The 24,412-nt window shown below is 68.3% G+C and carries 23 protein-coding genes; 13 read left to right on the forward strand and 10 right to left on the reverse strand.

Going from position 1 to position 24,412, the window contains the following annotated elements:
- Nucleotides 1-119: 119 nt before the first annotated feature.
- The 3 genes from sat to ACZ432_RS12305 are packed head-to-tail and all read left to right on the forward strand — an operon-like array spanning nucleotide 120 to nucleotide 2,907.
- Nucleotides 120-1,265, forward strand: a complete 1,146-nt coding sequence (gene sat / locus ACZ432_RS12295; RefSeq protein WP_426962137.1) for a sulfate adenylyltransferase — start codon at nucleotides 120-122, stop codon at nucleotides 1,263-1,265.
- On the forward strand, nucleotides 1,265-1,885 hold the full coding sequence (gene cysC / locus ACZ432_RS12300; RefSeq protein ID WP_426962136.1) for an adenylyl-sulfate kinase: 621 nt from the start codon (nucleotides 1,265-1,267) through the stop codon (nucleotides 1,883-1,885). The genes sat and cysC overlap by 1 nt, the downstream gene beginning before the upstream one ends.
- Complete coding sequence (locus ACZ432_RS12305) at nucleotides 1,882-2,907, forward strand: sulfotransferase family protein (RefSeq protein ID WP_426962135.1); 1,026 nt, start codon at nucleotides 1,882-1,884, stop codon at nucleotides 2,905-2,907. The genes cysC and ACZ432_RS12305 overlap by 4 nt, the downstream gene beginning before the upstream one ends.
- An 8-nt stretch (nucleotides 2,908-2,915) precedes the next feature.
- Here the strand turns inward: ACZ432_RS12305 and ACZ432_RS12310 are convergent, their stop codons facing one another.
- Nucleotides 2,916-4,079: a DegT/DnrJ/EryC1/StrS family aminotransferase gene (locus tag ACZ432_RS12310; RefSeq protein ID WP_426962134.1), complete on the reverse strand. Its 1,164-nt coding sequence runs from the start codon at nucleotides 4,077-4,079 to the stop codon at nucleotides 2,916-2,918.
- A gap of 195 nt (nucleotides 4,080-4,274) precedes the next feature.
- Here ACZ432_RS12310 and ACZ432_RS12315 point away from each other — a divergent pair, with 195 nt between their 5' ends.
- The 4 genes from ACZ432_RS12315 (at nucleotide 4,275) to ACZ432_RS12330 (ending at nucleotide 7,242) form a co-directional block, all read left to right on the forward strand.
- Nucleotides 4,275-4,544, forward strand: coding sequence for a hypothetical protein (locus ACZ432_RS12315; protein WP_426962133.1), 270 nt, complete (start codon nucleotides 4,275-4,277; stop codon nucleotides 4,542-4,544).
- 32 nt (nucleotides 4,545-4,576) lie between these two features.
- Nucleotides 4,577-4,777, forward strand: a complete 201-nt coding sequence (locus tag ACZ432_RS12320) for a hypothetical protein (RefSeq protein WP_426962132.1) — start codon at nucleotides 4,577-4,579, stop codon at nucleotides 4,775-4,777.
- Nucleotides 4,778-4,782: 5 nt separating this feature from the next.
- Nucleotides 4,783-4,989, forward strand: coding sequence for a hypothetical protein (locus ACZ432_RS12325; protein ID WP_426962131.1), 207 nt, complete (start codon nucleotides 4,783-4,785; stop codon nucleotides 4,987-4,989).
- A gap of 1,056 nt (nucleotides 4,990-6,045) precedes the next feature.
- Nucleotides 6,046-7,242: an orc1/cdc6 family replication initiation protein gene (locus tag ACZ432_RS12330; RefSeq protein WP_426962130.1), complete on the forward strand. Its 1,197-nt coding sequence runs from the start codon at nucleotides 6,046-6,048 to the stop codon at nucleotides 7,240-7,242.
- Nucleotides 7,243-7,444: 202 nt separating this feature from the next.
- On the opposite strand, the gene ACZ432_RS12335 is transcribed toward ACZ432_RS12330, so the two are convergent.
- Nucleotides 7,445-7,708, reverse strand: a complete 264-nt coding sequence (locus tag ACZ432_RS12335; protein ID WP_426962129.1) for an AbrB/MazE/SpoVT family DNA-binding domain-containing protein — start codon at nucleotides 7,706-7,708, stop codon at nucleotides 7,445-7,447.
- A gap of 341 nt (nucleotides 7,709-8,049) precedes the next feature.
- Between ACZ432_RS12335 and ACZ432_RS12340 the strand changes: the two genes are divergently transcribed.
- A complete protein-coding gene (locus tag ACZ432_RS12340) occupies nucleotides 8,050-8,652 on the forward strand; it encodes an LURP-one-related/scramblase family protein (RefSeq protein ID WP_426962128.1) in 603 nt (200 codons plus the stop codon).
- A gap of 66 nt (nucleotides 8,653-8,718) precedes the next feature.
- Here the strand turns inward: ACZ432_RS12340 and ACZ432_RS12345 are convergent, their stop codons facing one another.
- From ACZ432_RS12345 to ACZ432_RS12360, 4 genes are all read right to left on the reverse strand, one after another.
- On the reverse strand, nucleotides 8,719-9,858 hold the full coding sequence (locus ACZ432_RS12345; RefSeq protein WP_426962127.1) for an ABC transporter ATP-binding protein: 1,140 nt from the start codon (nucleotides 9,856-9,858) through the stop codon (nucleotides 8,719-8,721).
- 105 nt (nucleotides 9,859-9,963) lie between these two features.
- Nucleotides 9,964-12,192: a phosphoribosylformylglycinamidine synthase subunit PurL gene (gene purL, locus ACZ432_RS12350; RefSeq protein WP_426962126.1), complete on the reverse strand. Its 2,229-nt coding sequence runs from the start codon at nucleotides 12,190-12,192 to the stop codon at nucleotides 9,964-9,966.
- Nucleotides 12,193-12,248: 56 nt separating this feature from the next.
- Nucleotides 12,249-13,652 (reverse strand): glycerate kinase type-2 family protein, encoded by a 1,404-nt coding sequence (locus ACZ432_RS12355; protein WP_426962406.1) that lies wholly within the window; start codon nucleotides 13,650-13,652, stop codon nucleotides 12,249-12,251.
- A gap of 60 nt (nucleotides 13,653-13,712) precedes the next feature.
- Nucleotides 13,713-15,497, reverse strand: a complete 1,785-nt coding sequence (locus ACZ432_RS12360) for an NADH-quinone oxidoreductase subunit D (protein WP_426962125.1) — start codon at nucleotides 15,495-15,497, stop codon at nucleotides 13,713-13,715.
- Nucleotides 15,498-15,593: 96 nt separating this feature from the next.
- Here ACZ432_RS12360 and ACZ432_RS12365 point away from each other — a divergent pair, with 96 nt between their 5' ends.
- The 4 genes from ACZ432_RS12365 (at nucleotide 15,594) to ACZ432_RS12380 (ending at nucleotide 19,420) form a co-directional block, all read left to right on the forward strand.
- Nucleotides 15,594-16,265: a helix-turn-helix domain-containing protein gene (locus ACZ432_RS12365; protein ID WP_426962124.1), complete on the forward strand. Its 672-nt coding sequence runs from the start codon at nucleotides 15,594-15,596 to the stop codon at nucleotides 16,263-16,265.
- Between the two features lie 57 nt (nucleotides 16,266-16,322).
- Entirely contained in the window at nucleotides 16,323-17,006 is a 684-nt protein-coding gene (locus ACZ432_RS12370; RefSeq protein WP_426962123.1) for a PHP domain-containing protein, read from the forward strand.
- The gene (locus ACZ432_RS12375; protein ID WP_426962122.1) at nucleotides 17,003-18,205 is read left to right on the forward strand and encodes an asparagine synthase C-terminal domain-containing protein; all 1,203 of its coding nucleotides are present in this window, start codon (nucleotides 17,003-17,005) and stop codon (nucleotides 18,203-18,205) included. The genes ACZ432_RS12370 and ACZ432_RS12375 overlap by 4 nt, the downstream gene beginning before the upstream one ends.
- A gap of 81 nt (nucleotides 18,206-18,286) precedes the next feature.
- On the forward strand, nucleotides 18,287-19,420 hold the full coding sequence (locus ACZ432_RS12380) for a DnaJ domain-containing protein (RefSeq protein ID WP_426962121.1): 1,134 nt from the start codon (nucleotides 18,287-18,289) through the stop codon (nucleotides 19,418-19,420).
- A gap of 288 nt (nucleotides 19,421-19,708) precedes the next feature.
- Here ACZ432_RS12380 and ACZ432_RS12385 read toward each other — a convergent pair whose 3' ends face one another.
- Nucleotides 19,709-20,422: a uracil-DNA glycosylase family protein gene (locus ACZ432_RS12385; RefSeq protein ID WP_058365325.1), complete on the reverse strand. Its 714-nt coding sequence runs from the start codon at nucleotides 20,420-20,422 to the stop codon at nucleotides 19,709-19,711.
- A gap of 103 nt (nucleotides 20,423-20,525) precedes the next feature.
- Nucleotides 20,526-20,987: a DUF5793 family protein gene (locus ACZ432_RS12390; RefSeq protein WP_426962120.1), complete on the reverse strand. Its 462-nt coding sequence runs from the start codon at nucleotides 20,985-20,987 to the stop codon at nucleotides 20,526-20,528.
- A 218-nt stretch (nucleotides 20,988-21,205) separates the two neighbouring features.
- Here ACZ432_RS12390 and ACZ432_RS12395 point away from each other — a divergent pair, with 218 nt between their 5' ends.
- A complete protein-coding gene (locus ACZ432_RS12395) occupies nucleotides 21,206-21,712 on the forward strand; it encodes a DUF7549 family protein (RefSeq protein WP_426962119.1) in 507 nt (168 codons plus the stop codon).
- A 69-nt stretch (nucleotides 21,713-21,781) separates the two neighbouring features.
- On the opposite strand, the gene ACZ432_RS12400 is transcribed toward ACZ432_RS12395, so the two are convergent.
- Together ACZ432_RS12400 and ACZ432_RS12405 are read right to left on the reverse strand one after the other, a co-directional pair.
- A complete protein-coding gene (locus ACZ432_RS12400) occupies nucleotides 21,782-23,041 on the reverse strand; it encodes a GNAT family N-acetyltransferase (protein ID WP_426962118.1) in 1,260 nt (419 codons plus the stop codon).
- Nucleotides 23,042-23,182: 141 nt separating this feature from the next.
- The gene (locus ACZ432_RS12405) at nucleotides 23,183-24,265 is read right to left on the reverse strand and encodes an NADH:flavin oxidoreductase/NADH oxidase (RefSeq protein ID WP_426962117.1); all 1,083 of its coding nucleotides are present in this window, start codon (nucleotides 24,263-24,265) and stop codon (nucleotides 23,183-23,185) included.
- Nucleotides 24,266-24,412: the final 147 nt, after the last annotated feature.

Genomic DNA, 24,412 nt, shown 5'->3' on the forward strand with positions numbered 1-24,412 from the left:
TCGGGTGTGGATGTGGGCGCTGCCAACTGGATTTGTTGACACAGTCACGTCGCGACTTGAACGCGAGTGACGCCGCGGAGACAACACGCTTTTGCGGGATAGGCAAGAATCCAGAGCCGATGATCGAGCCTCACGGTGGTAGTCTCATCAACCGGATGGTTCAGGAATCGACTCACCGCGAGCGGGTCGATGATATCGGGTCACTTCCCCGAATACAGCTGGACGAGCGATTGTTCCAAGACGCAATGAACATCGCAAACGGTCGATACAGCCCTCTCAAGGGGTTCATGTCCAGTGACGATTTTCTCAAAGTCGTCCACGACCGAACACTAGAGGATGGAACCGTCTGGCCGCTCCCGGTCGTTATCGACGTGGACGCGGACCTCGCCGCGGAACTCGAACCTGACGAGCGGGCGGCGCTCGTTGATCCAGCGGGCGACGTGATGGGCACGATAGCAGTCGAAGAGATATACAAATTCAACAAACAAGAGTCGGCAACACACGTGTTCGGGACGGATGATACGGACCACCCTGGGGTGGCTGAGCATTTATCCATGGGTGACTTCCTCGTCGGGGGGCCCATCGACGTCTTCGAAGGCTATCGATACAACGAGAGTGACCTCCACCCGAAGGAGTCGCGAGTACTGTTCCGGGAGTACGGCTGGGATCGAGTAGTTGGATTCCAGACACGAAACGCGCCTCACCGGGGTCACGAGTATATCCAGAAATGTGCGCTTGAGCGGACCGACGGTATCCTCATCCAACCGAAACTCGGGGAGAAGAAAGCTGGCGACTACCAAGACGACGTGATTCTCAGCTCCTATCAGGAACTTATCGAGCACTACTACCCATCGGATCACGTTGCACTGTCGGTGTTCCCGAGTCGGATGCGATATGCGGGGCCCCGAGAGGCGGTGTTCGACGCTATCGTGCGGAAAAATCAAGGTTGTACACACTTTATTATTGGTCGGGACCATGCCGGAGTCGGTGACTACTACCGGCCTGAGGCAGCACACGACGTCTTCGAGGAGATCGGTGATATCGGGATCACACCGATGCTGTTTGAGCACGCGTTCTACTGCCGAGCGTGTGATGGTATGTGTTCAAGAAAGATCTGTCCGCACGGCGACGAGGAACGCATCTATCCGTCAGGATCGAAAATTCGAGAACTAGTGAAAGAGGACCAGTCCCCCTCCGAGAAAATAATGCGGCCGGAGATAGCGGAGTTTATAATGGAACGAGACGACACCTTCGTTGGAAACTGATGTCATTCACACTGTGGTTTATGGGCCGTCCCGCCTCCGGCAAGTCGACATTAGCGAAACGTGTCGAAGAACAACTCAGGACTGCGAACCTTTCGGTCGAGAACCTCGATGGCGATGAGGTCCGGAAGAATCTCCATCCGGACCTCGGGTTCAGCAGAGAGGAACGAGCGCTGAACAATCGCCGCACAGCGTTTGTTTGTAAACTTCTAAACAGGAATGGCATCAACGCGGTTACCGCAATGATCACCCCGTTCAGAGACTCACAGCATCAGGCACGAGAGATCATCGAGGAATCGGGTGAGTTCGTTCTCGTATACGTAAAGTGTCCTCTGGATGTCGCGGCTGAGCGTGATCCGAAGAACCTCTATGAGAAGGCCAGAGCCGGAAAAATAGAGAAGTTCACCGGTGTCAACCATCCGTTTCAAACCCCGATCGACCCCGACATAGTTGTGGATACCGCCAGCGAGTCGGTTGACGAATCAGTGGACCATGTAATGAAGCGGCTGGATGATTTGGGCGTATTCGACGACGAAACACTCTCCCAGTATGACTTCGACATCACACAGGGCGAGGAGTCATCGATCAAGCAGCGCTTAGAAGACTTGGGGTATTTCAAATGAGCGGCGAATCCTCCGCCGTATTCCTCCTCTCAACTGAGCGCTCGGGATCGAACCTCGTTCGGAGCATCCTGAATACCCACTCGGAAATCGCTGGTCCGCACCCACTCGAAACCGCCTACCCATGGCGGAAGACGAAGCCAGCAGGTAAACTCTCACCCGAGAAGCGGCATCGTCTGATCCGTGACATCCTGATCAGCAAGCAGTACTCTTTCCACCCGCTCGTGGAGGCGCTCGACATCGATGCTGTCGTGGATCGCTTGGAGTCAACTGATCTCGATTCCTTCCTTGCAGTCCAGCAGGCACTATACGAGGAGTACGCGGCTACTGTCGATGCGAACCACTGGGTTTCGAAGGACCCCAGCATGTGGGACTACCTCGACGAGGCGTTCGAACACTACGAGGATCTGAAGGTTGTCTATCTCGTTCGGGACCCTCGTGATGCCGTCCTATCGTTCAAGAATTCGAACGTGGGACAGTACCACCCGTATTTTAACGCCAAACGGTGGCAGGAGGAGCAGGAGGCTGGACTCAACCTTCTCGAGGAGCGGCCGGATAGCGTCCACCGCATTCGATATGAAGATCTGCTTCAGAACCCCGAGGAGGAAGCACAGGCGCTCTGCTCGTTCCTCGACCTTGAGTACGAGCCGGAAATGCTCTACTACTACGAATCAGAGGATGCGCGCGAGTCATCTCAAAGTGCCGATGTATTCGAGAACCTCTCGGTACCTATCAAGAGCGACAACTACGGAAAATATCTGGACCGTCTCCCGTACGAGGAGATCAAGATCACAGAGCACATCGCTGCCGACGAGATGGAACAGCACGGGTACGAACTTGAACACGACAGGGAACTACTCGACGAGTTCGAGACGGATGAGGCGGCGTATACGGAGCAGGATCGGGACCTGGAACGTGCTGCCACACTCAAATACTGGCGGGAGAGCCCTCGTGAGCAGATCGATCGTTATGCTACTCGCTCATTTTCCTACTACATGGTCCTGAAGTACGGCCTTCTCGCCTGAAGCCGTCTTTACGCCTTCGGATCGAACTCTCGAACCGTCTCGATGACGTAGTCGATATCCTCCTCCTCTAGCCCGGGGTGGTTCGGCAGTCCGAGCATCTTCCCGACGACGTCCTCGACGTTCGGGAGCGACATCGAACTGTAGTCGTGGTCGGCGTCGTTCTCGCTCCAAGGGAACTCGCTGTTGAATCCCTCGTGTTCGACGAATGCCGGCTGTTCGTACAGCGGTCTGTCGTAGCGATGGCGGGTCTCGACACCTTGCTCCTTGAGGCGTCGCCAGACTTCCTTGCCCGACAGGCCGATGACATCGGTTTGGACTTCGAACGGCGCCCAGAAGTACGCGTGTTCGACGTGGTCCGGGACGGTGACTGGTTCGAGCCAGTCGAGATCGCTGAGTTCGTCAGCCAACTGCTCTGAGATACGCCGGCGCTTCGCGTTGAAGTCAGAGAGTCGCTCGACTTGCTTCGCTCCTACGGCGGCGTGAAGTTCGCTCATTCGATAGTTGTAGCCAACTTTCTCGTGGGTGTCGCGGTCGACGAGGCCGTGATTTCTGAGGCTTCGAATCTCTGCAGCGAGTTCATCGTCATCGGTCGTAACCATTCCCCCTTCCCCAGACGTGATGTTTTTGGTCGCGTAGAAGGAGAAACAGCCGACATCGCCGATAGAGCCGACGCGCTCACCTTTGTACTTAGCCCCGTGTGCCTGTGCAGCGTCCTCGACCACGGCGATGTCACGACTGTCGGCGAACTCCCGTATCTCGTCCATCGCTGCTGGCTGCCCGTAGAGGTGGACCGGCATAATGGCGGCGGTCCGGTCGGAGACACAGCGTTCGAGATCACGGTGATCGAGAGTATACAACTCTCGGTCAATGTCCCCGAAAACTGGGACACCGCCTTGGTGAACGACGGCGGTTGCGGTCGATCCGAACGTGAGACTCGGTACAACGACCTCGTCACCGGGTTCAACTCCGAGCGCGTTGAGTGCCAACTGGATGGCTACGGTCCCATTGGTAACGGCCACGGCGTGGTTTACTCCGACGTAATCGGCCCACTTTGCCTCGAACTGTTCGACAAAGGGTCCTTGAACGAATCGTCCGCTTTCAAGTACCTCAGCAATATTTTCACGCTCAGCATCGCCGAGAATTGGTTCAGCGACGCTTACCTTACGACCCATACTTTGCCGTACAGATGGGAACTAATTAATACCACGGTACGCGCCGGGGATGGCTCGATTTCGGGAAAAATAGTCTCGGGGTCTTATTTATAGGGATAGCGGCCGGTGAATAAGCGTCGAGACTGCTGCGTGGGAGAGAGTTACTCTCTTCTCACAAATCTTAAAAGATACATATCTTCGACACGATGTTCCCAGATGAATGGCACCTTCTGGATCACGCGGACGTTCTTCACCGTCACCATCCCCCTGCTCGTGGTCATGTTCGCGCTCTTCCTGATCGCCTGCGGGGTCATCATCCTCCGCTTCGGCGGCGTCGAGGAGGGGAAGGAGGTCATGCTAGTCCTGAGCCTCGAGGACCGCTCCGGCGTCGACCTCGGCCCTCTGAAGGAGCTCGCGAAGATTTTCATCGTAAGAACTCCGCGGCCGGGTCACGCGGCCGCTTTGCGACTAATTACATCTAATTAATTACTAGTACCTCCAGCCACAACCCGTGTCCAATGACCGACTACACGACCATTTCGCTGCGGAAGGAGTTCGTCGCGGACGTGGAGGCGTACATCGAGGACGAGCCGTTCGGGTCGGTGAAGGAGTTCGTCAAGCACGTGGTCGTTCGCGAGATGGAGTCGGACGACGAGATCTCCGAGACGGAAGCGCGCCAGATCGCGCAGAAACTGCAGGATCTGGGCTACATGGAGTAGCGCCGATGCGTACGCTCGACGCCGCGACCGTCTTCGACACGCTCTCGCGGGCGGACCTGGTGCTCTGCTGTCTGCCCTTGCTCTTCGCTGCGGGGTATCTCGCGGGCGCGGCCGCGTTCGGGACGCGCGTCGCCGCGGTCGCGGTCGGGGCGGCCGCGTGCTGGCCGGTGGTCGCGGACGCCTGCCTTCTCCACCCGCCGGGCGCGGAGTGAGCCGGCCGCGAGCCCGGGTATGAACCAGCCTGGGGTCGGTGCCGTCCGCGGACGGCCGCTCCAACGACCGAGACGGTCCCCGACGGACCCCCGCCTCCGAGCGATCCGGACTCCGTCCCGGGGATCGCGCCGTCGACGAGCGACCGGCCCGCGGCTCGCTCTTCGCGCCGCCGTCGAAGCCGGACCGAATCGTCATACTCGGGGTTTCCGACCGCAAGAACCCGGCAGCAGGCCGGTCGCGGTCGAGTATGACCGTCGCCGCGGAGCCGGCTTCGCGAGCGTCGCACGCGAACGGCCTGCCGAAATCGCGGTCGTGAGAAGTTCTCCGGGCCGTCCTCTCTCAACGAGGCGCTCCCCGTGGTCGCGGCCCGCGCGGGGACGACCGCGATCGAACAGCGAATCACGGGACGGCAGCCGATTATGAGGAGTTCGACCGCGAGTGTCCAAGCGTTTCGGTCGTGGCAGGCCGACCGCGGTCGCCCGTTTTCGGCACGCAGCCGGGCGAATGGCCGCCATCCGCGGTCCTCATCACGCGGCCGCGAGTGTCCCCGTCACGGGTCGCCGCAGTCATACCCGTCCAGAGCCGGGGGACGACGATGCACCTTGCGGGTCCGAGACGCGGCTATGACCCGAAGTCCACTCACAACGCCAGTAGCTGAGACACTGCGTTTCCCGTGAACTCGAGGGAGATCGCGGATGGCCGATCGTCGGGGCACCGGGGCCGAGCTCGCCAGTGGGACACCCCTTGTTTCGTCTGTTCTTCGTTGCGCAGGCAGGGGCTCTTCGAGCGGGGACACACCCCTCGTTTCGTCTGTTCCGCTCGCGATTGCGTCTGCTGCTCTCCGTTCACGACCGGCTACGCCCCTGTCGAGTTTCGAGTCGAAACCCGAAACCGTGGCACGACCTGAATTTCGGACACCCCTCGTTTCGTCTGTTGTTTGCGGTCGTTTCGCTGCAGGGAGTCGATCAGGTACCCTCGAAGCTACAGACGAAACACAAGAAACAGATAAACACCAACACTTATGGTCATTCCGATGAATCTCGTGTTCACTGAAGATGCCCGAGGATCTGTTCACCGAGATGACGGATACGCTCTTCGAGGACAAGTCGATCCTCTCGGAGGAGTACCGGCCGGACGACATTCTGGAGCGCGATACGGAGATCGACGCCTATCGAACGGCGCTCAAGGACGTGTTGTTCGGCCGGAATCCGCCGAACATCTTTCTCTACGGGAAGACCGGTGTCGGCAAGACGGCCGTCACCGAATCGATGATGGAAGCGCTCGAAGCGGAGGTCCACCGTCGGGACGACGCCGACGAGCTGCACGTCCACTTTCGGAACTGCAACGACGACAGCGTCTACCAGGCGGTCCGGTCGCTGATCAACAGCATTCGTGGTGACGACCGCGACCCGTTCCCCGAAACCGGACTCTCGACGTCGCGGGCGCTCGAAACCCTCTACGAGGAGATGGAGGACCGCGGCGGCACCTTCCTGTTCGTCCTTGACGAGATCGACCACCTGTCGGACCCGAACTCGCTGCTGTACGAACTCCCCCGCGCGCGGGCCAACGGCCATCTCGAGGACGCCCGCGTCGGCGTGATCGGGATCAGCAACAACTACACGTTCCGGTCGTCGCTTAGCCCCAAGGTCAAGGACACCCTGATGGAGAAGGAGCTCGCGTTTTCGCCGTACGACGCGAGCGAACTGCAGACGATCCTCGCCGCACGAGCCGAGAAGGCGTTTCTCCCCGACGTCTGTCAGGACTCCGCGATCAAGCTCGCGGCCGCCCGCGCTGCGAAGGACACGGGAAGCGCCCGACAGGCGATCGACCTCCTTCGGGAGGGTGGTGATGTCGCCGAAGAGCAGGGGGCCGAACAGGTCACTGACGAGCACATCGTCGCTGCCGCGGAACGTGTTCGACGTGGACGTGTCGAGGACAAACTCCGTGACCAGACGATGCACGGCCAACTCATCCTCGAGGCGATCGCTCGGCTCGAGACGAACGGCTCGGTCCCCGTTCGCTCGAAGGAGGTACAGTCGACCTACGAGCAGACGGCCACCCACTGGGACTACGACCCGCTCACGACCTTGAAGAGCGTGCAGAATCACCTCGCGGACCTCACGATGCTCGGCTTTCTGGAACGGACCGAGCGCAACGAAGGGCGCGCGGGCGGGGCGCACTATCAGTACGAACTCGCCCTCGATCCGGAGCTCGTCCTCGACACGCGGGAGTCGATCGAGACCGCAGTCTAAGACCAACCTCCGTTCTCGGCGTCACGATCCTCATCCGTCCCCCTTCGCGGCCGGCGCTTCCGGTCCGTACTCACCGTTCTTCATCTCCAGTTCCCTCGGTCTCTGCCGCCCCCTCCGAATCGGAGAACAGACGAAACGAGGGGTGTCTGCGCCATCGCACACACGGCGAGACCCGTCGGAGGCATTCCGGAAGGGCACGCAGTTAGCGCTCTCCGAACGTCGCTCGGCCCGCGTCCCGGAACGCTTCCTCGTCCCACTCGTCCCGGTCGCGACCCGTCGACACCGTTTCGAGCTCCGGCAGCTGCCGGACCAGCAGGATGGTGTTGTTCTGCCGGACTACGGTGAACGTCGTCCCACCCTCGATCTTGAGGTCGTCACGAAGGGATTTCGGGATGGTGAGCCGCCCGCGGTCGGTTATCTCTACTTGGCCGTATTCCTCACCACCATGTTCGGTTGGGTCACTCATCGTACTCCCCGACTGGATCAACTTCACTCGATCATGATAAGTCTCGATGCATATCTGGGTCCGGTCGCTATCGAGAGAACGAAGCTCCCCCGCTTTCAAAATCAGAAATTCGTTCCTGCGCTTCGGTGGAGTCTCACGGGAGATGAAGACCCATCGTCGGGACTCCACCCATCCCCATACCGAGAAGACGGACACGTGTTTCCCATGAATCAAGGACGGAGTCCGGTGTCCACCTCCGCGTTCCAGACGACGACCGCGAGGAGGCATGTGGACCGAGAATCGCTCAGATCGGACGTGACTTGAACGGAAGTTCTTTTTCCAGCAAGATTGACTGCCAATCCATGAGTGACTCCTCCCCGTCCGACGCACCGTCGGCCTCCTACGACATCTCCACGGTCGATCTCGACGACGACCGCTACGAGGTGAAGCAGTCGGCGATCCGGAACAAGTACGTGGTGCGCGACAGCGCCGGCGCCGTCGTCCTCCGCGGGAAGCAGAAGCTGTTCAAGCTGAAGGAGGAGTTCCCGTTCGTCACCGGCGAGGACGCGGACGCGTTCACCGTGAAGGCCGGCGGGATCATGGACGTCGCGGGCAACTACGCGATCATCGACGCCGGGACCGGGGAGGAGGTCGTCGTCCTGGACGAGGACTACTCGTTGTTCGTCGAGAACTGGACGATTCGTGACCCCGAGTCGGGGGAGTCGTTGGCGACCATCCGGTCGAAGCACAAGCTGCTCTCCGCGCTTCGACATCTCTTCTCCGCCGCGAACCTGGTCCCGAACAAGTACGAGATCGTCGACCCCGACGGGACGCACGTCGGCGACATCGAGGGGAAATTCTCACTGCGGGACACCTACACGGTTACCATCGACGACGCCAGCACCGTTCCGAAGGAGGCGGTCGTCGCGGCCGCGTGCATCCTCGACGCGCTCGAGAACAAGTGAGCCGACCGCGGGCCGGGGAGGCCCTCCTGCCGGATCCGACGCCGGTTCCTCCCGCGCCTCTCGGCCCTATCGCGGGTACCACGCCAGCGGGTGGTCGGCGACCAAGTCGACCGCGACCGACTGGTCGAGGTCGAACTCCTCGACGTGGTTGTGGAGGCAGTGGACCGCCTCGCCGGAGTCGAGCTCGACGCGGTAGATGAAGGAGGGCCCGACGTACTGCCGCGAGACGACGGTGCCGTCGGCGTTCGAGCCGGACGCGGGCGTCGCACGGAGGTCGTCCGGGCGCACGAGCACGTCGACGGGCGCGCCGTCGTAGACGGTGTCGTACCCCTCCAGCGTGGCGGCGTTGAACCGGCCGACGCCGGTGTCGACCTTCCCCTCGCTGAGGTGGCCCTTCAGGAAGGCGGCCCGGCCGAGGAAGGAGGCGACGAACTTCGACTCCGGCTGCTGGAAGACGGCCTCGGGCTTGCCGACCTGCTCCAGTTTCCCGTCGTTCATCACGGCGACGCGGTCGGAGATGGAGAGCGCCTCCTCCTGGTCGTGGGTGACCGAGACAGCCGTCACGCCCGCGGCCTTCAGGATGCGGCGCACCTCCTCGCGCATCTCCACGCGGAGGCGCACGTCGAGGTTCGAGAAGGGCTCGTCGAGCAGGAGCACGTCCGGCTCGGGCGCGAGCGACCGCGCGAGCGCGACGCGCTGCTTCTGGCCGCCCGAGAGCTGGTCCGGCGTCTTCTCGCCGTGGTCGGGCATGTTCACGAGCTCCAGCAGGTCGTCGACGCGCTCGGCGGTCGCATCGGCGTCCGCGTCCTGCAGGCCGAACGCGATGTTCTCGCGAACGGTGAGGTGCGGGAACAGCGCGAAGTCCTGAAACACGATGCCCACGTCGCGCTCCTCCGGCTTCACGAACCGATCCCCGGTCCCGGCTACCTCCTCGTCCGCGATGGTGATCGAGCCCGCGCTCGGCGCCTCGAGCCCGGCGATCATCCGCAGCGTCGTCGTCTTCCCGCAGCCCGACGGGCCGAGCAGCGTCAACAGCTCGCCCCGACGGACCGACAGCGAGACGCCGTCGACCGCGGTCTCCTCGCCGAACGACTTGCCGACGTCGTCGAGCGCGAGCACCGACTCCTCCGCGACCGCTTCGGCGGCCGCGTCGACGCGCTCCTCGGCCGCGGCAGTATCCCGGACGAGTGACTTCGGTGTGGACATGATTGGGAGACCGCTCTGGTTGCCCACCGATAGTTTAGGAATCCCTAAAAGCATATCGCTCGCAGCCCCCGGCTCCGGCGACGGAGCTCGAAAACGGCGCCCGCCTCAGGCCAGTTCGCGCTGGATGACGTTCCGGAGCTCGCGGATCTCGTCGGCGGTGGCCTCGACCGCGGTCCCCTCGATGGACAGGTCGAGCGTCCCGTCCGTCGTCACGTCGCCGAGCCGGAACACGGGCACGTCGCCGGCCAGCTCCGCGACCGCTTCGGGATCGGTCGTCTGGACGACCAGCCGGCCGGGCGTCTCGTCGAACGCCGCGACGCGGTCCGGGAGGGCCACGTCCGCGCCGGCCTCCGCGGTGACGAGCTCCGCGAGCGCGACCGCGAGCCCGCCGTCGCTCACGTCGTGGGTCGCGAGCGTCGCGTCGTGGCGTGCGATCGCGGCGAGCGTCGCGACGAGGTCCCCGGGCGCCTCCGGCAGCGTCGGGAACCGGTCGCTCCCGCCGACCCGCGCGAGGTACTCGGAGCCGCCCAGCGCGTCGCCGCCCGCGCCCACGAGGAGGAGGGCCGACTCGTCGGCCGCGTCGGCCGAAAGCGCCGCGGGCGGCGCGTCGTAGCCCCGCTTCGTGCCGATCAGCGCGAGCGTCGGCGTCGGCGGGATCGGCCCGGCGACGCTGTCGTTGTACAGCGAGACGTTCCCGCCGACGACCGGCGTCGAGAGCGCCGAACACATGTCCGCGAGCCCGTCGACGATCCCCTCGAAGCCGCCGTACACGTCGGGCTTCTCCGGATTGCCGCCGTTCAGACAGTCGACCGCGGCCAGCGGGGTCGCCCCCTTCGCCGCGAGGTTGGTCGCGTTCTCCAGCGCCACCGCGCGAGCGCCGTCGTAGGGGGCCACCTCGGTCCAGTTCGGGTTCGCGCCCGACGAGAGCGCGAGGCCGACGCCCGTCCCGGAGGCGTCACCGGACGCGCCACCCTCAGTCCCGTCGAGGGCTTCGCCCTCCGCGGCCTCCCGGATCGCCATGATCGCGGCGTCGTCGCCGGGCTTGCGCGCGGTCCGCGTTCCGACCTCGTGGTCGTACTGCCGGTAGACCCAGCGCTTGCTCGCGGTCGAGGGCGCCGAGACGACCGCCTCGAAGGCGTCCGCGAGGTCGCCCGTCGGCAGGTCGCGCTCCGGCTGGGTCGGTTCCTCGCTGTCGAGGTCGTTCATCGGCGCGCCCTCCGCGAGGAAGTCCGCGTCCACGTCGACGACCGTCTCGCCCTCGAACTCGCAGACGTAGTTGCCCGCGGTCACCTCGCCGATGACCGAGCAGCCGAGGTCGAACCGGTCGGCGAGCTCCTCGACGCGCGCCACGTCCGTCGGCGCCACCTCGTAGCACATCCGCTCTTGCGACTCCGCGAGCAGGATCTCCAGCGCGCTCATGTTCGGCTCGCGCTGGTGGACTCGCCCGAGGTCGATGCGGGCGCCGAGCCCGCCCTTCGCGACCAGCTCGGAGGAGGCGCCCCCGAGGCCCGCCGCGCCGAGGTCCCGTGCGGCGAGCACCAGGTCCTCGTCGACCAGCGCCTCGTTGCACTCGATCAGCCGCTTCTCCGCGTAGGGGTCGCCCACCTGCACCGCGGGGCGGTCCTCGGTCTCGGCGTCCTCGCCCAGGTCCTCCGAGGCGAAGGAGGCGCCGCCGAGCCCGTCGCGCCCGGTCGCGTTGCCCACGAGCACCAGCTTGTTGCCCGGTTCGGTCGCCTCGGCGGTGACGAGCCGGTCCTCGTTCGTCAGGCCGACGCAGGCCACGTTGACGAGGGGGTTGCCCTCGTAGCCGTCGTGGAACGCCACGCTCCCCCCGACGGTGGGGACGCCGATGCAGTTGCCGTAGTGGGAGATGCCGTCGACGACGCCCTCGAACAGGTAGCGGGAGTGCTCGCGGTCGAAGTCGCCGAAGTACAGCGAGTCGAGCAGGGCGACCGGATACGCGCCCATGCTCATCGTGTCGCGGACGATGCCGCCCACGCCCGTCGCCGCGCCGTCCACGGGGTCGACGTAGGAGGGGTGGTTGTGGCTCTCGACGCCGAACGTGACGTAGGTGTCGCCGTAGTCGTCGGCCTCGCGCTCGCTCGCGGGCGTGTCGGCGGCGTCGGGGTCCGGCAGCGCCAGCACCGCGGCGTCGTCGCCCGGCCCGACGACGACCTGATCTCCCTCGCTGTCGAACGCCCCGAGGAGCGGGCGCGAGGAGCGGTACGCGCAGTGCTCGCTCCAGAGGTTCTCGAACAGGACGCTCTCCGCCGGCGTGGGCTCCCGACCGAGCTCCGCGACGACGAGTTCGTGGTCCGCCTCGGACAGGCTCATTCACTTGCGTGTCTACTTCCGGGCGTCTAATGCTTTTCTATGTGCACGTTCGTGCGTTACTTCCGGCTTCGGTCGGCTCCCGCTGCGCCGGCCTCCGTCACCACGACCACGCGCAGGTCGTTGACGTTCGTCCCCGTCGGCCCGGTCTCGATCAGCGCACCGACCGCGTCGAGCACGGGATACGCGTCGTTGTCCGCGAGCGCGGCCCGGCCCGCGGCCCGCCTCTCGGCGTCCGCGACCGCATCCGGCCCGAGCACCGCCCCGGCCGCGTCGGTCGCGCCGTCGACCCCGTCGGTGTCGACAGCGCCCACGACGACCCGATCGCGGTCGACCGGCTCCACGTCGAGTTCCAACGCGGCCGCCAGCGCGAACTCCTGATTCGGCCCGCCCGTGCCGTCGCCCTCCACCGTCACCGTCGTCTCGCCGCCGGACAGGAACACCGCGGGCGGCGCGACGGGGTTCCCGGTCGCGAGCGCCTCCTCGGCCATCGCCGCGGCGGTGACGGCGGCGTCCCGGGACTCCCCGCGGATCCGCGAGGAGACCAGCAGGGGTTCGTGGCCGGCCTCCCGCGCGACCCCAGCCGCGGCCCGCATGGCCGTCAGCCCGTTCGCGAGGACGTGCGTGCGCACGCGGTCGAACGCCGGATCGCCGGCAGAGGGGGTTTCAGAAATTTCCCCGGCCGCGCCGCGCTCCAACCGCTCTCGGACCGCATTTGGTACAGAAAGGTCGTACCGGTCCAGCACGGAGAGCGCGTCCGAAAAGGTCGTCTCGTCGGGGACGAACGGCCCGCTGGCGATCGTCGAAAGGTCGTCGCCGACCACGTCGGAGAGCACCAGACACCGGACCGTTGCGGGCGCGGCGGCCGCGGCCAACCGGCCGCCCTTCAGGTCCGAGAGGTGCTTCCGGACCGCATTTATCTCCCCGATCGCGGCGCCGCTCGCCAGCAGCGACGCCGTGGTCTCGCGGAGGTCCGCGAGCGTGACGCCCGCGACGCCCGCGACCCCCTCCGCGGGCGCGGGCATGAGCGCGCTGCCGCCGCCGGTGATGACCCCCAACACGAGCGTGTCTGCGTCGGCGGACGCGGCCGCGGAAAGCACCTCGCGGGCGCTCTCGACGCCGCGCTCGCTCGGCGTCGGATGGTCGCCGGGAAGCACCCGGACGCGCTCGCAGTCGACGGCGTCGTCCGTCACCACGACGCCGCCGTCGACCCGGTCGCCAAGCAGCCGCTCCAGTTCGCGCGCGACCTGCGAGGCCGCGTTGCCGCCGCCGAGCACCAGCACGCGGTCGAACGCCGCGAGGTCGACCGTCTCCGCGCCGTCGATCAGCAGCCGGCTCCCCTCGAGCACGAGGCGGTCCGGGACGACGCGGTCCGGCCGAGCGGCGCGGATCCCCGCGGCGAGACAGTCGAGCGCGAGGTCGTGGGCGGCCGTCTCCGGGAACCGGTCGCGGTCGTCGATCATCGGTCGCGTGCTCATCGGTGCGAGAGGGAGAAAAAACCGGCCGGTGGTCGGTTCGCCCCGCTACCGGTCGACCTCGCCCATGATCGTGTCCAAGCTTCCGACGGTAGCGATCAGGTCCGCGACCGACTCGCCGCGGGCCATCTCGGGGAGCGCCTGCAGGTTCGAGAAGGAGGGGCCGCGGATCTTGAACCGGGCCGGCGACTCGGTGCCGTCGGAGCGGATGTACACGCCGAGCTCCCCCTTGGCCGCCTCGACCGTCCGGTAGATCTCGGCGTCCGCGTCCGGGCGAAGCGTGCGCGGCACGTTGCTCTGGACCGTCCGGTCGGCCGCCGGCCAGTCGGCCAGGAGGTCCGCACACTGGGTCAGGATGCGGGCCGACTCCTCCAGCTCGCCGAGCCGCACCGAGAGCCGGGCGAAGTTGTCCCCCGCCTCCCGCGTCACCACGCCCCAGTCGAGCTCGTCGTACCAGCCGTACGGGTCGTCGCGCCGCAGGTCGTAGTCGACCCCCGAACCGCGGGCGACCGGGCCGGTGCAGCCGTAGTCCCGCGCTACGTCCGCGGGGAGGACGCCGGTGTCGACCGTCCGGAGCTGGATGATCTCGTTCCCCGTCAGCAGGTCCCGGAACTCCGCGACGCGCTCGGGGAGCTCGGCAGCGAACTCCCGAACGTCGTCCAGCCATTCCTCCCGCGGCTGCGGGAGGTCCCAGACGACGCCCCCGAGCCGCAGGTAGTTGAACATCAGGCGCTGGCCGGTGAGGTCCTCCAGCAGCGACTGGACGCGCTCGCGCTCCTGGATCGCGTACATGAACGCGGCGGTGAACTCGCCGATCACGTCGAGCGCGTACGTGCCGACCGCGAGCAGGTGCGAGAGCACGCGGGAGAGCTCGGCGCCGAGCGTCCGGACGACCTGCGCGTAGTCGGGCACGTCGACGCCCGCGAGGTCCTCGGCCGCGCGGGCGTACGCCCACTCGTTCAGGAGGCCGCCGCCGCCCCAGTCCCACCGGTCCGGGTACGGCATGATCTGCCGACGGTAGGTCCCGCGCTGGGCCATCTGCTCCTCGCAGCGGTGGATGTAGCCGATGTCCGGCTCCACGTCGACGACCGTCTCCCCGTCCAGCAGCGCCTTCAGGTGCAACACGCCGTGAGTCGCCGGGTGGTGCGGACCGAGGTTGATCATCATCGTCTCCGTCCCGCCTCCGGTCGAGTCCGAGCCGACGCCCCCGGTCGAGGCGGGGTCGAGCGCGTCCCCGTGCAGCCGCTCGCTCTCCGTGAGCGGGACGACCTGCGACTGGTCGCCGTCGTAGTCCCGCGAGAGCGGATGCCCCTGCCACGTCTCCGGCAGCAGGATACGCCGGAGGTCCGGATGGTCCCGGTACCGGATCCCGAGCAGGTCGTACGCTTCGCGCTCGTGCCAGTTCGCGGTGGTGAACGCCGTCGCGCCGCTCTCCGTCTCCGGGTCCGCGGTCGCGGCCGGCACGACCACGCTCACCTCCTCGGTCGGGTCGTCGTACGTCCGCAGGTGGTAGATCGTCTCGTAGCGCGACGCGTACTGCTGGGCGGTGACACACGAGCAGTGGTCGAACCCCGCGCGGTCGCGGAGCAGCGCGAGCGCGTCCGCCACCTCGTCCCCGCGGACGACGAACGCGGGGGCGTTCAGGTGGTCGTCCCGGCTGATGGCGAGCGGATCCAACAGTGCGGCCGCCGCGTCCGTCGGCGCCCGTCCCGCGGCGAGGCTCGCGTCGCCGGGCCCCGCGTCGTCCGGTCCCGCATCGTCCGTCGCGACATCGTTCGCGTCGGTCGAACCGTCCCCCACGTCCGGTCTCGGGTGCGTCTGCGGTGGCGTCATGGCGGTCTCGTGGTCGCATCTCCGGCCGCCGTCCGGGGGAGCGTTCTGCCTCTCAGGTGAGGTCCTTTCAAGTACTACCGTGAAGACGTGCCGGACGTGCGACTGCTCACCCTCCGACTCGACCTCGCCGACCACGCGCTCCACCCCATGCACGCGTTCGTGGCGGCGGACGACCGCTACGGCCCGACCCGCCTGCTGCAGTGGAACGAGACGGGGGACGGCACCAACCTCATGGTGTTCCGCGTCGCCGGGCCGCGGGAGCCGTACCTCGACCGCATCGAGGCGGTTGACGGGGTGCGGTCGGTCTCCGTCGCGTCGACGGCGGAGGGGCCGATATCCGGCGGGTTCTTCCTGTTCGTGGAAGATGAGATCGGCCCGATCCAGCGCGACATCGTCGACGCGCACGCGGCCGAGTCCGTCGTCGTCGTGCCACCGGTCGTCTTCCGCACCGACCGCGCCGCGACGATCACCTTCGTCGGACCGACCGACGACCTGAGCCGGATCGTCGACCGGCTCCCGCCCGCGGTCGGCGTAGAGGTCAGACGCGTCACCTCTGGGGACGCCCCGCTCACGCGGCCGGTCGACCGGCTCACGGAGCGACAGCGCGAGGCGCTCGCGACCGCGTGGGCGGTCGGGTATTACGAGGAGCCACGGGCGGCGACCGTGGCCGACGTGGCCGACGAATTGGACCGCGCGCCCGGGACGGTCGCCGAGCATCTCCGCAAGGCGGAGTCTCGGCTCGTCGCGCACGCCGTGGGGCGCGGCTGACGGGCGACCGCCGCCCGGACCGCGGGGCTTTTTTACGCCACACGCCAACGCAGGGGCGTGCTATCGGTCGAGCTCCACACGCATTCCGAGCTGTCCCACGACGGGCGCGATCCGGTGGAACTCCTCGTCGAGCAGGCGGCCGCGGTCGGGCTCGACGCGCTCGCGGTCACCGACCACGACGAGATCGACGCCAGCAAGGAAGCCGCCGAGCTGGCGGCCGACCACGGGCTCGTCGGCATCGTCGGCATGGAGGTGACGAGCGCAGCGGGCCACGTCCTCGCGTTCGGGATCGATGAGCTGATCCCGGCCGGGCTCCCCTTCGACGAGACGCTCGACCGCATCCGCGAGCAGGGCGGGATCGCCGTCGTCCCCCACCCGTTCCAGAAGACGCGCCACGGCGTCGCGCCGCACGTCTCCGACGCGCAACTGGCGAGCGCCGACGCCATCGAGGTGTACAACTCCCGGCTGTTCACCGGCCGGTCGAACAGGCAGGCGGAGGCGTTCGCGGTCGAACACGGCGTCCCGATGACCGCGGGCAGCGACGCGCACATCTCCGAGATGGTCGGTCAGGCCGTCACGGAGGTCGACGCCGACGAGCGGACCAGCGAGGCGATCCTCGACGCCATCGCGGCGGGAAAGACCAGCGTCCTCGGCCACCGGACCCCCTGGCGCGTCTCGCTCCGACAGTTCGCCGGCGGCGCCAAGCGGCGCGCGATCCGCACCCTCGGCAGGCTTCGATGACCGGTGACGCGGCCGGCGGCGCGGCCGACCCCGCGACCGGCGACCGACTCCGCGGCGCCGACGCCGCGACCGTACGCCGCGCGCTGGCCGACCGCGACCCCTTCCCCGGCGGCGCGGGCTTCGCGGGCCGCGTGGCCGCGGGCGGTGCCTCATTTATGAATCGCGAGGGCAGTGGCGGTCCCCGACTCGTCCGCGACGTGCTGGGACGGCAACCGCTCTTCGTCGAGCGCGGCGCGAGCGACCCGACCGCGGGCGAGGCGTGGAGCTTCGATCCCGCCACCCTGACCGACCCGGAGGCGCTCCCCGCGGGAACGACCGCCTCGCCCTCGGGCGAGCGGACGACCGCGTGGACGCTCCCTGATCCGCCGGCGGCCGACCCGGAGCCCGCCCAGGCCGCCGTGACGGAGGCGGTCACCGCGGCCGTGGAAGCGGTCGGGGACGCCGACGCCGGCGCGACCGCGGTCGCGTTCTCGGGCGGCGTCGACTCCGCGCTGGCCGCGACCGGCGTCCCGGACGCGCCCTGTTACGTCGCCGGTTTTGAGGGGAGCCACGACCTCTCGGCCGCACGCGAGGCGGCCGCAGAAATGGACCGGGAGCTCCGCGTCGTCGAGTTAACCCACGCCGACCTCGAGCGCGCGGTGCCCGAGCTGGTCGCCGCGACCGGCCGGTCGAACGCGATGGACCTGAACATCGCGCTCCCGCTGTACCTGACCGCGGAGGCGGTCGCCGCGGACGGGTTCGAGCGCCTCGTCGTCGGGCAGGGGGCCGACGAGCTGTTCGGCGGCTACAGCAAGGTGGTCGAGCCGGCCGCGGACCACCGCGTCGACGCCGACACCGTCCGCGGCGCGCGCCGCGAGACGATGCTGACGCTCCCGGCACAGCTGGAGCGTGACGTGCTGGCGCTGCGCGCCGCGGGCGTCGAACCGGTCGCGCCGTTCCTCGACGACCGCGTGGTCGCGGCGGCGCTGGAACTGCCGGGCGACCTGCTCGCGACGCCAGACGAGCGGAAGGTCGCGCTCCGTCGGGCCGCCCGCGGGGCGGTTCCCGAGTCAGTCCGCACCGCCGACAAGAAGGCGGTGCAGTACGGCACGTACGTCGCGCGCGAACTCGACCGGCTGGCCCGGCAGGCCGGCTTCAAGCGCCGGATGGACGACCACGTCGGGCAGTACGTCGACGCGCTCGTGGCGGGCGAGGTCTGAGGGCGCGGTCGGCCGCGAGCGGCACCTCCCCGACTCCGTGCCGGTAGCTATTAACCGAGGGACGGTCTAGCGGCCGGTCGCATGCCCGCGGACTTCTACGACCTGCTGGAGGTGGACCGGGACGCGGACACCTCCGAGATCAAGCGCGCCTATCGCGAGAAGGCGCGCACTTACCACCCGGACGTGAACGACGACCCGCGGGCCCGCGACCAGTTCGCGACGCTGAATCGCGCGCGTGAGACGCTGACCGACCCCAAGGAGCGGAGCCGCTACGACCGACTCGGCCATCAGGACTACGTGAGCCAGCATCTCGACGGGCTCCCGACGCTGAGCCGACCGAGCGACGCGGACGCCGGCGGTGACGGGGCGGGCGGTGACGGAGCGGGCGGCGGCGAGACGGCCGACGCGCGCGACGGGACGGCGGACGAGGCCGAGAGCCGGACCGACGCCGGGCGCTCGGACGTGGGGTCAGCGGCGAGCGATTCCGCGACCGACGAGTCCGCGACCGGTGCGTCCGCGACCGATACGTCGGCGACCGAAACTGCGACCGGTTCCGGGCCGACCGGAGAGGCGTCGCAGTCGACCGGCTCGAACGAGGGATCGTCGCGAGGCGCTTCCCGCACCGGGTCCGGGGCCTCGAGAACGAACGCCTCCGGGTCGACCGGCACCGCGGAGCGCGCGGGGTCGACCGCCGAGCGCGGAGCGAGTTCCGCCGCCGACCGCTCCGGGCACGCGTCGCGGAAGCGGGGACTGCGCCGCGGCTGGACCCTCTCGGCGGCGGCGCTCGTCGTCTACGCGGTCGGCCTCTCGGCGGCCGTTGCGACGGCGCCGGACGCGGCGAACGGCGCCCTCGACGCCGTCCTCGCGGATCCCGCGGGCGCGCTGACGGCCGCGTCCCCGCTCCCGGACCCGGTGACTGCGGTCCGGGGCGCCGCGGCGCTCGCGGCGGGTGCGGTCACGCCGGCGTCGCTCGGCGGCGCGGCGCTCGGCGTCGGCCTCGTCGCGCTCCCCGCGGCCGTCGGCGGAACGGTCGCGCGGTTCGGGAGCGGTGCCGCGACGCTGTACCCGGTCGGCGTCGGCGTTCCCGCCGGCTGGGCGCTGGTCCGCCCGTTCGTCCCCGCGCCGCTCGCGGCGGACCTGCTCGCGCTGGCGGTCGCGCCGCTCGTCGCCGGCGTCTGGTTCCTCGCGGACATCGGCCGCTACCTTCGGTCGTGAACTCCTGCAGAAAACCCCGCCGCAAACGGCCCCGGAGGGGCCGTCGACTGACCAAGCCACTGTGGGAGCACTAGTCCACAGGCGACGCCCGTGCGGGGGTCCGTCGGGCGTCAGCGACTATTCGCCTGTTGTCAACTAAATAGCTGACGATGGGTCAAATATGGCCACCACGATCGCGAGTTTCTTTTGGTTCACGGATGGCGTGCCGTCAGGACGGATCGATCTACGAACTCTCGCTCCGACAGCAGCATGAAAAGTGGACGGGCGCACGCCGCGGCGTCCGTTCCCTCACCGCACGAGGTACGGGTCGGACCCGGCGATGAAGCGCCCCAGGTCCGTCTCCCGTCGGTAGTCGGTCCGCTGGAGCGTCCGCAGCCCCTCGACGAGTCGGTCGGCGTCGTCGCCGGTCCAGTCGGCGGGCTCCTTTATCGGGACGACCAGAAAGCCGGAGCCGCGGATCTCGGTGCCGTGAAGCGCGTCCATGTCGACCGCGGTCTTGTGCGCCTGCGCCGTGTACGTCTCGAGGACGTGCGCGGTGGCCCGGGCGCCGACCGGGAGGAGGACGTGGGCCGCGATCGCGCGGAGCTCCGCGTCGAAGAACCGCTCCATGTCGTCGTAGGCGTCCGCGGTCGGGTCGCCGTCCTCGGGGAGACACATGTGGCGATACGAGAGGAACGTCTTCGCGACCGCGAACGGGGCCGCGTCGCCCGAGCCGTCCGCGGCGGGCTCCGGGGCGTCCGGTTCGCGCTCGGTCGGTTCGGTCCCGGCGACCGAGTCTTGGTCCGTGTTCGCCAGCAGGCCACCCTCGCGGAGCGCCTCGAGGAACGCCGCCGACCACGGCTCGCCGGTGAAGGGGACGCCGCGGTCGAGGCCGCCGTGGACGCCGGGATGGTCGCCGACGACGTGGAAGTCGGCGTTGGCGTCGCCGTACCCCGGGACGAACTGCTCGCAGGGCGGGCTCATGCCGAAGGGGTTCGACAGCCGGTCGGTGACGTTTCGCACGGACGCGGGTAGGTCGCGGGGCGGTAATAGGGCGTTCGGTTCGGACGTTCCGGCGTTGCGGGCGGAGGCGTCCGGCCGAGATCGGGGGGACGTGTGAGCCGAGCTACAGCTCGACGCCGGACGGGATCAGGCTCTCGGAGCGGAGCAGGTTCCCCTCGGCGTCGTACACGAGGAGCGTGCGCTTGTCGTAGGTGACGAGCTCCTCGCCGTCGACGGTGATGATCACGCGGTAGCCGCCGTCGTCGTCGGCGGCGTCGCCGTACGCCCGGGCGGCGCCGATGAAGTCGAGCACGTCGTCGGCGTCCTCGTTGAGTTCGAGCACGAAGTCGCCGGTGACGCGGTTCGTCACGGCGACGACGCCGGCCGGGTCCGGGTCGCCCAGTGAGTCCTGGAGCCGGAACGCCACGTCGGTCTCCTCGGCCGCGAGCAGGTCGCCCTCCACGTCCGAGAGCCGGTCGCGAAGGAGTCCCTCGGGGCCGTGGAAGTCGATGCGCACCAGCGGCTTTCCGGGGTCGACAGCCCCCTCGACGCGCTCCACCGACAGATCGAAATAGTCCCGCCGCATCAGGTACCTGACTCTTGGACGTGCGCGGGTATGAACGTAACGCCGGCGCGAGGGTCTGCCGCCGACCACGGCTGCGACGGGCATCGCTGCGACGGGCAGCACCGCGACGGGCACCGCTGCGACGGACACCCCTGTCGCGGCCACGACTCCGGCGGGAACCCCCGCGACCACGCGCTCCGGACGGAGACTTTTAAGACGACGCCGGGAGCGGGTCCGGTATGGTCTGGGTCCGATCCGAGTACGCGGGCGAACTCGCGGTGCTGTCCGCGTGGCTCGCCGCGCTGATCCCCTGGAACGTCACCGTGGCGAGCGAGCAGGTGCCGGGCTACCTGTTCTACCTCCGCTTTCCCTTCGCCGAGGTGCAGTACCTGCTCGGCTTCGACGTGGGCGGACGGAGCTTTTTCCTTTTGTCCATCGCCGAGGCGGTGACCAACCAGAGCGGCCAGGTCGTCTACGGCGCGTACCTGACGTGGGCGGCCGGCGCCGCGCTGATCGGGGCCGCGGTCCTCGTCTCGATCGCCTACTACCTCGAGGAGGAGTACGTCGAGTCCGGGCCGGTCGACCCGGTCCGCGCCATCGGCGCGCTGCTGACGGCGGCCGGCGCGGTGCTGCTCGTCGCCACCTACCTGCTCGTGACGCGCGGGATCCCCGGGATCCCCCTCCCCATCGGCGCGCTGCTGCTCGCCGTCATCGGCGGCACGCTGCTCCGCGTCGAGCGCCGCTGACCGGGGGTGTTCTGGATATGCGGATCTGAACCGCGGAGTGGCTGCTCCCGGAGCGACGCCCGCGGCCGCTCAAAAGCCCTCGCGGAGGAACGTCGGCCGCGGCGGGAACAGCCGCTCCAGCGCCGGCCGCGCCGTCCCCGGATCGAGCCGGTCGAGCCGCGTCGCCTCCCCGACCGACAGGTAGCCCACGTAGAGCTGCGAGAGCGTCCCCACGTCGACCGCGACGGTGGGTAGCGAGCCGGCGTCCTCGGCCGCGTCCCCGGCCCCCGATTCGTCGGTCGGCGTCGCCGTCACCTCGCCGCCCGCCGCGTCGGTCCGGACCGTGAACCGGCCCTCGTTCCACGGGACGAGCGGATCCTCGACCGCGAGGACGAAGGGATCGACGGGCCCGGCGGACGACCCCTCTCGGCCCTCCGGCGACGGCAGGCGCTCGAGCGCGTCGGGCACGTCGACCAGCCTGACCATCGGCCCGGTCTTCTCGGCCTGCGTGACCGCTCGCGGGTCGTCGACGCGGTCGAGCACGTCCGCGTCCGGCGGCGCGCGGATCCGGACCTCGCCGGCCTGCGAGTCGTGGTTGCGACAGAACCGGAGCAGGTGGAGCCACGCGGTCTCGTCGACCGCGATGGCGTCCGAGACGGTCATCGTGCGCTCGTTTTTCCCCTCGCCCTCGGAGAAGGTGTACGAGAGCAGCCCGCGGAGCTCCCCGTCGCGCTCGTAGCCGTAGACGAACGGGTCCGTCTGCCAACTGCGGAGGCTCCGGTGTTCCCACCACGCCGCGGAGCGCGCCATCGTGAGGTCGTAGCGCTCCGCGACCCGCTCCAACAGTTTCGCGACCGCGGCGTGGTCGTCGGGGCCCAACCGTCGGAACCGGCCGGCGTCGGGGTCGATCGCCTCGACCGCGAACGACAGCTCCTCCGGCGGAGCGATCAGGTGGGTGTACCGGCTCGCGGTCGCCCAGCCGAACCGCCGGTAGAAGCCGTACTCGAAGGGCCACAGCGCGGAGACGGCGATGCCGTCGTCGCGGTGTTCGGCCAGCGACTCGCGGAGGAGGTGCCGAACCAGCCCGCGGCGGCGGTGCTCGGGCGGGCACGCGACCGCCGAGAGGCCGGCGACGCGCCGGTCGGCCCCGCGGATCCGGAGGTCGAACTCGTGGTGGCCACAGACCGCGAGCGGTTCGTCGCCGTCGAACAGCCCGCGACCGGCGGCGAGGGACTCCCGCTCGTCCGCTTCTTCGGGGTCGTAGGGACCGCGTTCGGGCGAGAAGGCGTACCGGGTGAACGCGCGGAACTCGTCCTCGCGCGACTCGGGGAATGGACGGTACTCGACCATACGCGGATGGCGAGGGTCGGACACAAAAGGGTTCCCGAACCGTGGGAGGGCGTGGCAAAAGGCGGCGCGGAGGCGACGCGGAGGCGACGCGGAGGCGACGGCGGCTCGCGGGAGCACGAGGCCGACGACGGGCCGGGCGAGCTACTCGAACCGGCCGCGGCGGTACTGCGGCGGCCACTCGACGTCGACGCCGAGTTCGTGGGCGGCCTCCAGCGTCCAGTAGGGGTTCCGCAGGAGTTCGCGGCCGAGCGCGACCAGGTCCGCACGGTCGTTGCGCACGAGCGCGTCGGCCTGTTCGGGTTCGGTGATCTTGCCGACCGCGGCGACGGGGACCTCGCCCTCGCGGCGGACGGCCTCGGCGAGCGGCACCTGGTAGTTCGGGCCGGCGTGCGGGAGGTCCTGGTCGCGGTGGATGCCGCCCGAGGAGACGTCGATCAGGTCGGCGCCGGCCTCGATAAGGAGGGGCCCGAGCCGCGCGGACTGCTCGCGGTCCCACGAGGGGCGGTCGTCGATCCAGTCGGTCCCGGAAATGCGGACGAACACCGGCTTGTCGTCGGGCCAGACCTCGCGGACCGCCTCGACGACCTCGCGGACGAGCCGGGTGCGGTTCTCGAAGCTGCCGCCGTACTCGTCGTCGCGCTCGTTGGCGACCGGCGAGAGGAACTCGTGGAGGAGGTAGCCGTGGGCGGCGTGGACCTCGGCGACCTCGAAGCCGGCGTCGAGCGCGCGCTCGGCCGCGTCGGCGAACGCCTCGATCACGTCGTCGATGTCCCCCTTCGTCATCCGCCGCGTCTTCGGCGGGTTCTCGAAGGGGTACGGCACGTCGCTCGGCGCGATGGTCTCCCAGCCGCCCTCATCGGGCTGGAGCGGGCCGCCCTCGTCCCACGGCCGCGTCGTGGACGCCTTCCGGCCGGCGTGGGCGAGCTGGATCGCGGGCGTGGCGCCCTGCTCGGCGACGAACTCCGCGATGGGGGCCAGCGCCTCGGCGTGCTCGTCCGACCAGATGCCGAGGTCCTCCGGCGTAATCCGGCCGCGGGGCTCGACCGCGGTCGCCTCGGCCATCACCAGCCCCGCGCCGCCGACGGCCCGCGAGCCGAGGTGGACGCGGTGCCAGTCGGTGGCGAGCCCCTCCTCGGCGGAGTACTGACACATCGGCGACATCATCACGCGGTTGCGGATCTCCGTGTCCCGGATCGTCATCGGGGAGAACAGCGAGTCGGTCATGGTGGGGGAGACGAGGGCCACGACGTAAGGCCCTGCGATCCGCCTCGCCGATTGCCCGTATCGTGGAGCCGGCGGCGGGGGCACAGCCGCCGATCCCGGATGGGTCGTTCTGAGCGCCGAGGGTTTAGGCACACCAAAACCTATATG

This window comes from Haloparvum alkalitolerans, from assembly GCF_055381565.1.

Coding starts and splice junctions, on each gene's coding strand:
- sat (WP_426962137.1), top strand. CDS start 120: ATGATCGAGCCTCACGGTGGTAGTCTCATCAACCGGATGGTTCAGGAA.
- cysC (WP_426962136.1), top strand. CDS start 1,265: ATGTCATTCACACTGTGGTTTATGGGCCGTCCCGCCTCCGGCAAGTCG.
- ACZ432_RS12305 (WP_426962135.1), top strand. CDS start 1,882: ATGAGCGGCGAATCCTCCGCCGTATTCCTCCTCTCAACTGAGCGCTCG.
- ACZ432_RS12310 (WP_426962134.1), bottom strand. CDS start 4,079: ATGGGTCGTAAGGTAAGCGTCGCTGAACCAATTCTCGGCGATGCTGAG.
- ACZ432_RS12315 (WP_426962133.1), top strand. CDS start 4,275: ATGAATGGCACCTTCTGGATCACGCGGACGTTCTTCACCGTCACCATC.
- ACZ432_RS12320 (WP_426962132.1), top strand. CDS start 4,577: ATGACCGACTACACGACCATTTCGCTGCGGAAGGAGTTCGTCGCGGAC.
- ACZ432_RS12325 (WP_426962131.1), top strand. CDS start 4,783: ATGCGTACGCTCGACGCCGCGACCGTCTTCGACACGCTCTCGCGGGCG.
- ACZ432_RS12330 (WP_426962130.1), top strand. CDS start 6,046: ATGCCCGAGGATCTGTTCACCGAGATGACGGATACGCTCTTCGAGGAC.
- ACZ432_RS12335 (WP_426962129.1), bottom strand. CDS start 7,708: ATGAGTGACCCAACCGAACATGGTGGTGAGGAATACGGCCAAGTAGAG.
- ACZ432_RS12340 (WP_426962128.1), top strand. CDS start 8,050: ATGAGTGACTCCTCCCCGTCCGACGCACCGTCGGCCTCCTACGACATC.
- ACZ432_RS12345 (WP_426962127.1), bottom strand. CDS start 9,858: ATGTCCACACCGAAGTCACTCGTCCGGGATACTGCCGCGGCCGAGGAG.
- purL (WP_426962126.1), bottom strand. CDS start 12,192: ATGAGCCTGTCCGAGGCGGACCACGAACTCGTCGTCGCGGAGCTCGGT.
- ACZ432_RS12355 (WP_426962406.1), bottom strand. CDS start 13,652: ATGATCGACGACCGCGACCGGTTCCCGGAGACGGCCGCCCACGACCTC.
- ACZ432_RS12360 (WP_426962125.1), bottom strand. CDS start 15,497: ATGACGCCACCGCAGACGCACCCGAGACCGGACGTGGGGGACGGTTCG.
- ACZ432_RS12375 (WP_426962122.1), top strand. CDS start 17,003: ATGACCGGTGACGCGGCCGGCGGCGCGGCCGACCCCGCGACCGGCGAC.
- ACZ432_RS12380 (WP_426962121.1), top strand. CDS start 18,287: ATGCCCGCGGACTTCTACGACCTGCTGGAGGTGGACCGGGACGCGGAC.
- ACZ432_RS12390 (WP_426962120.1), bottom strand. CDS start 20,987: ATGCGGCGGGACTATTTCGATCTGTCGGTGGAGCGCGTCGAGGGGGCT.
- ACZ432_RS12395 (WP_426962119.1), top strand. CDS start 21,206: ATGGTCTGGGTCCGATCCGAGTACGCGGGCGAACTCGCGGTGCTGTCC.
- ACZ432_RS12400 (WP_426962118.1), bottom strand. CDS start 23,041: ATGGTCGAGTACCGTCCATTCCCCGAGTCGCGCGAGGACGAGTTCCGC.
- ACZ432_RS12405 (WP_426962117.1), bottom strand. CDS start 24,265: ATGACCGACTCGCTGTTCTCCCCGATGACGATCCGGGACACGGAGATC.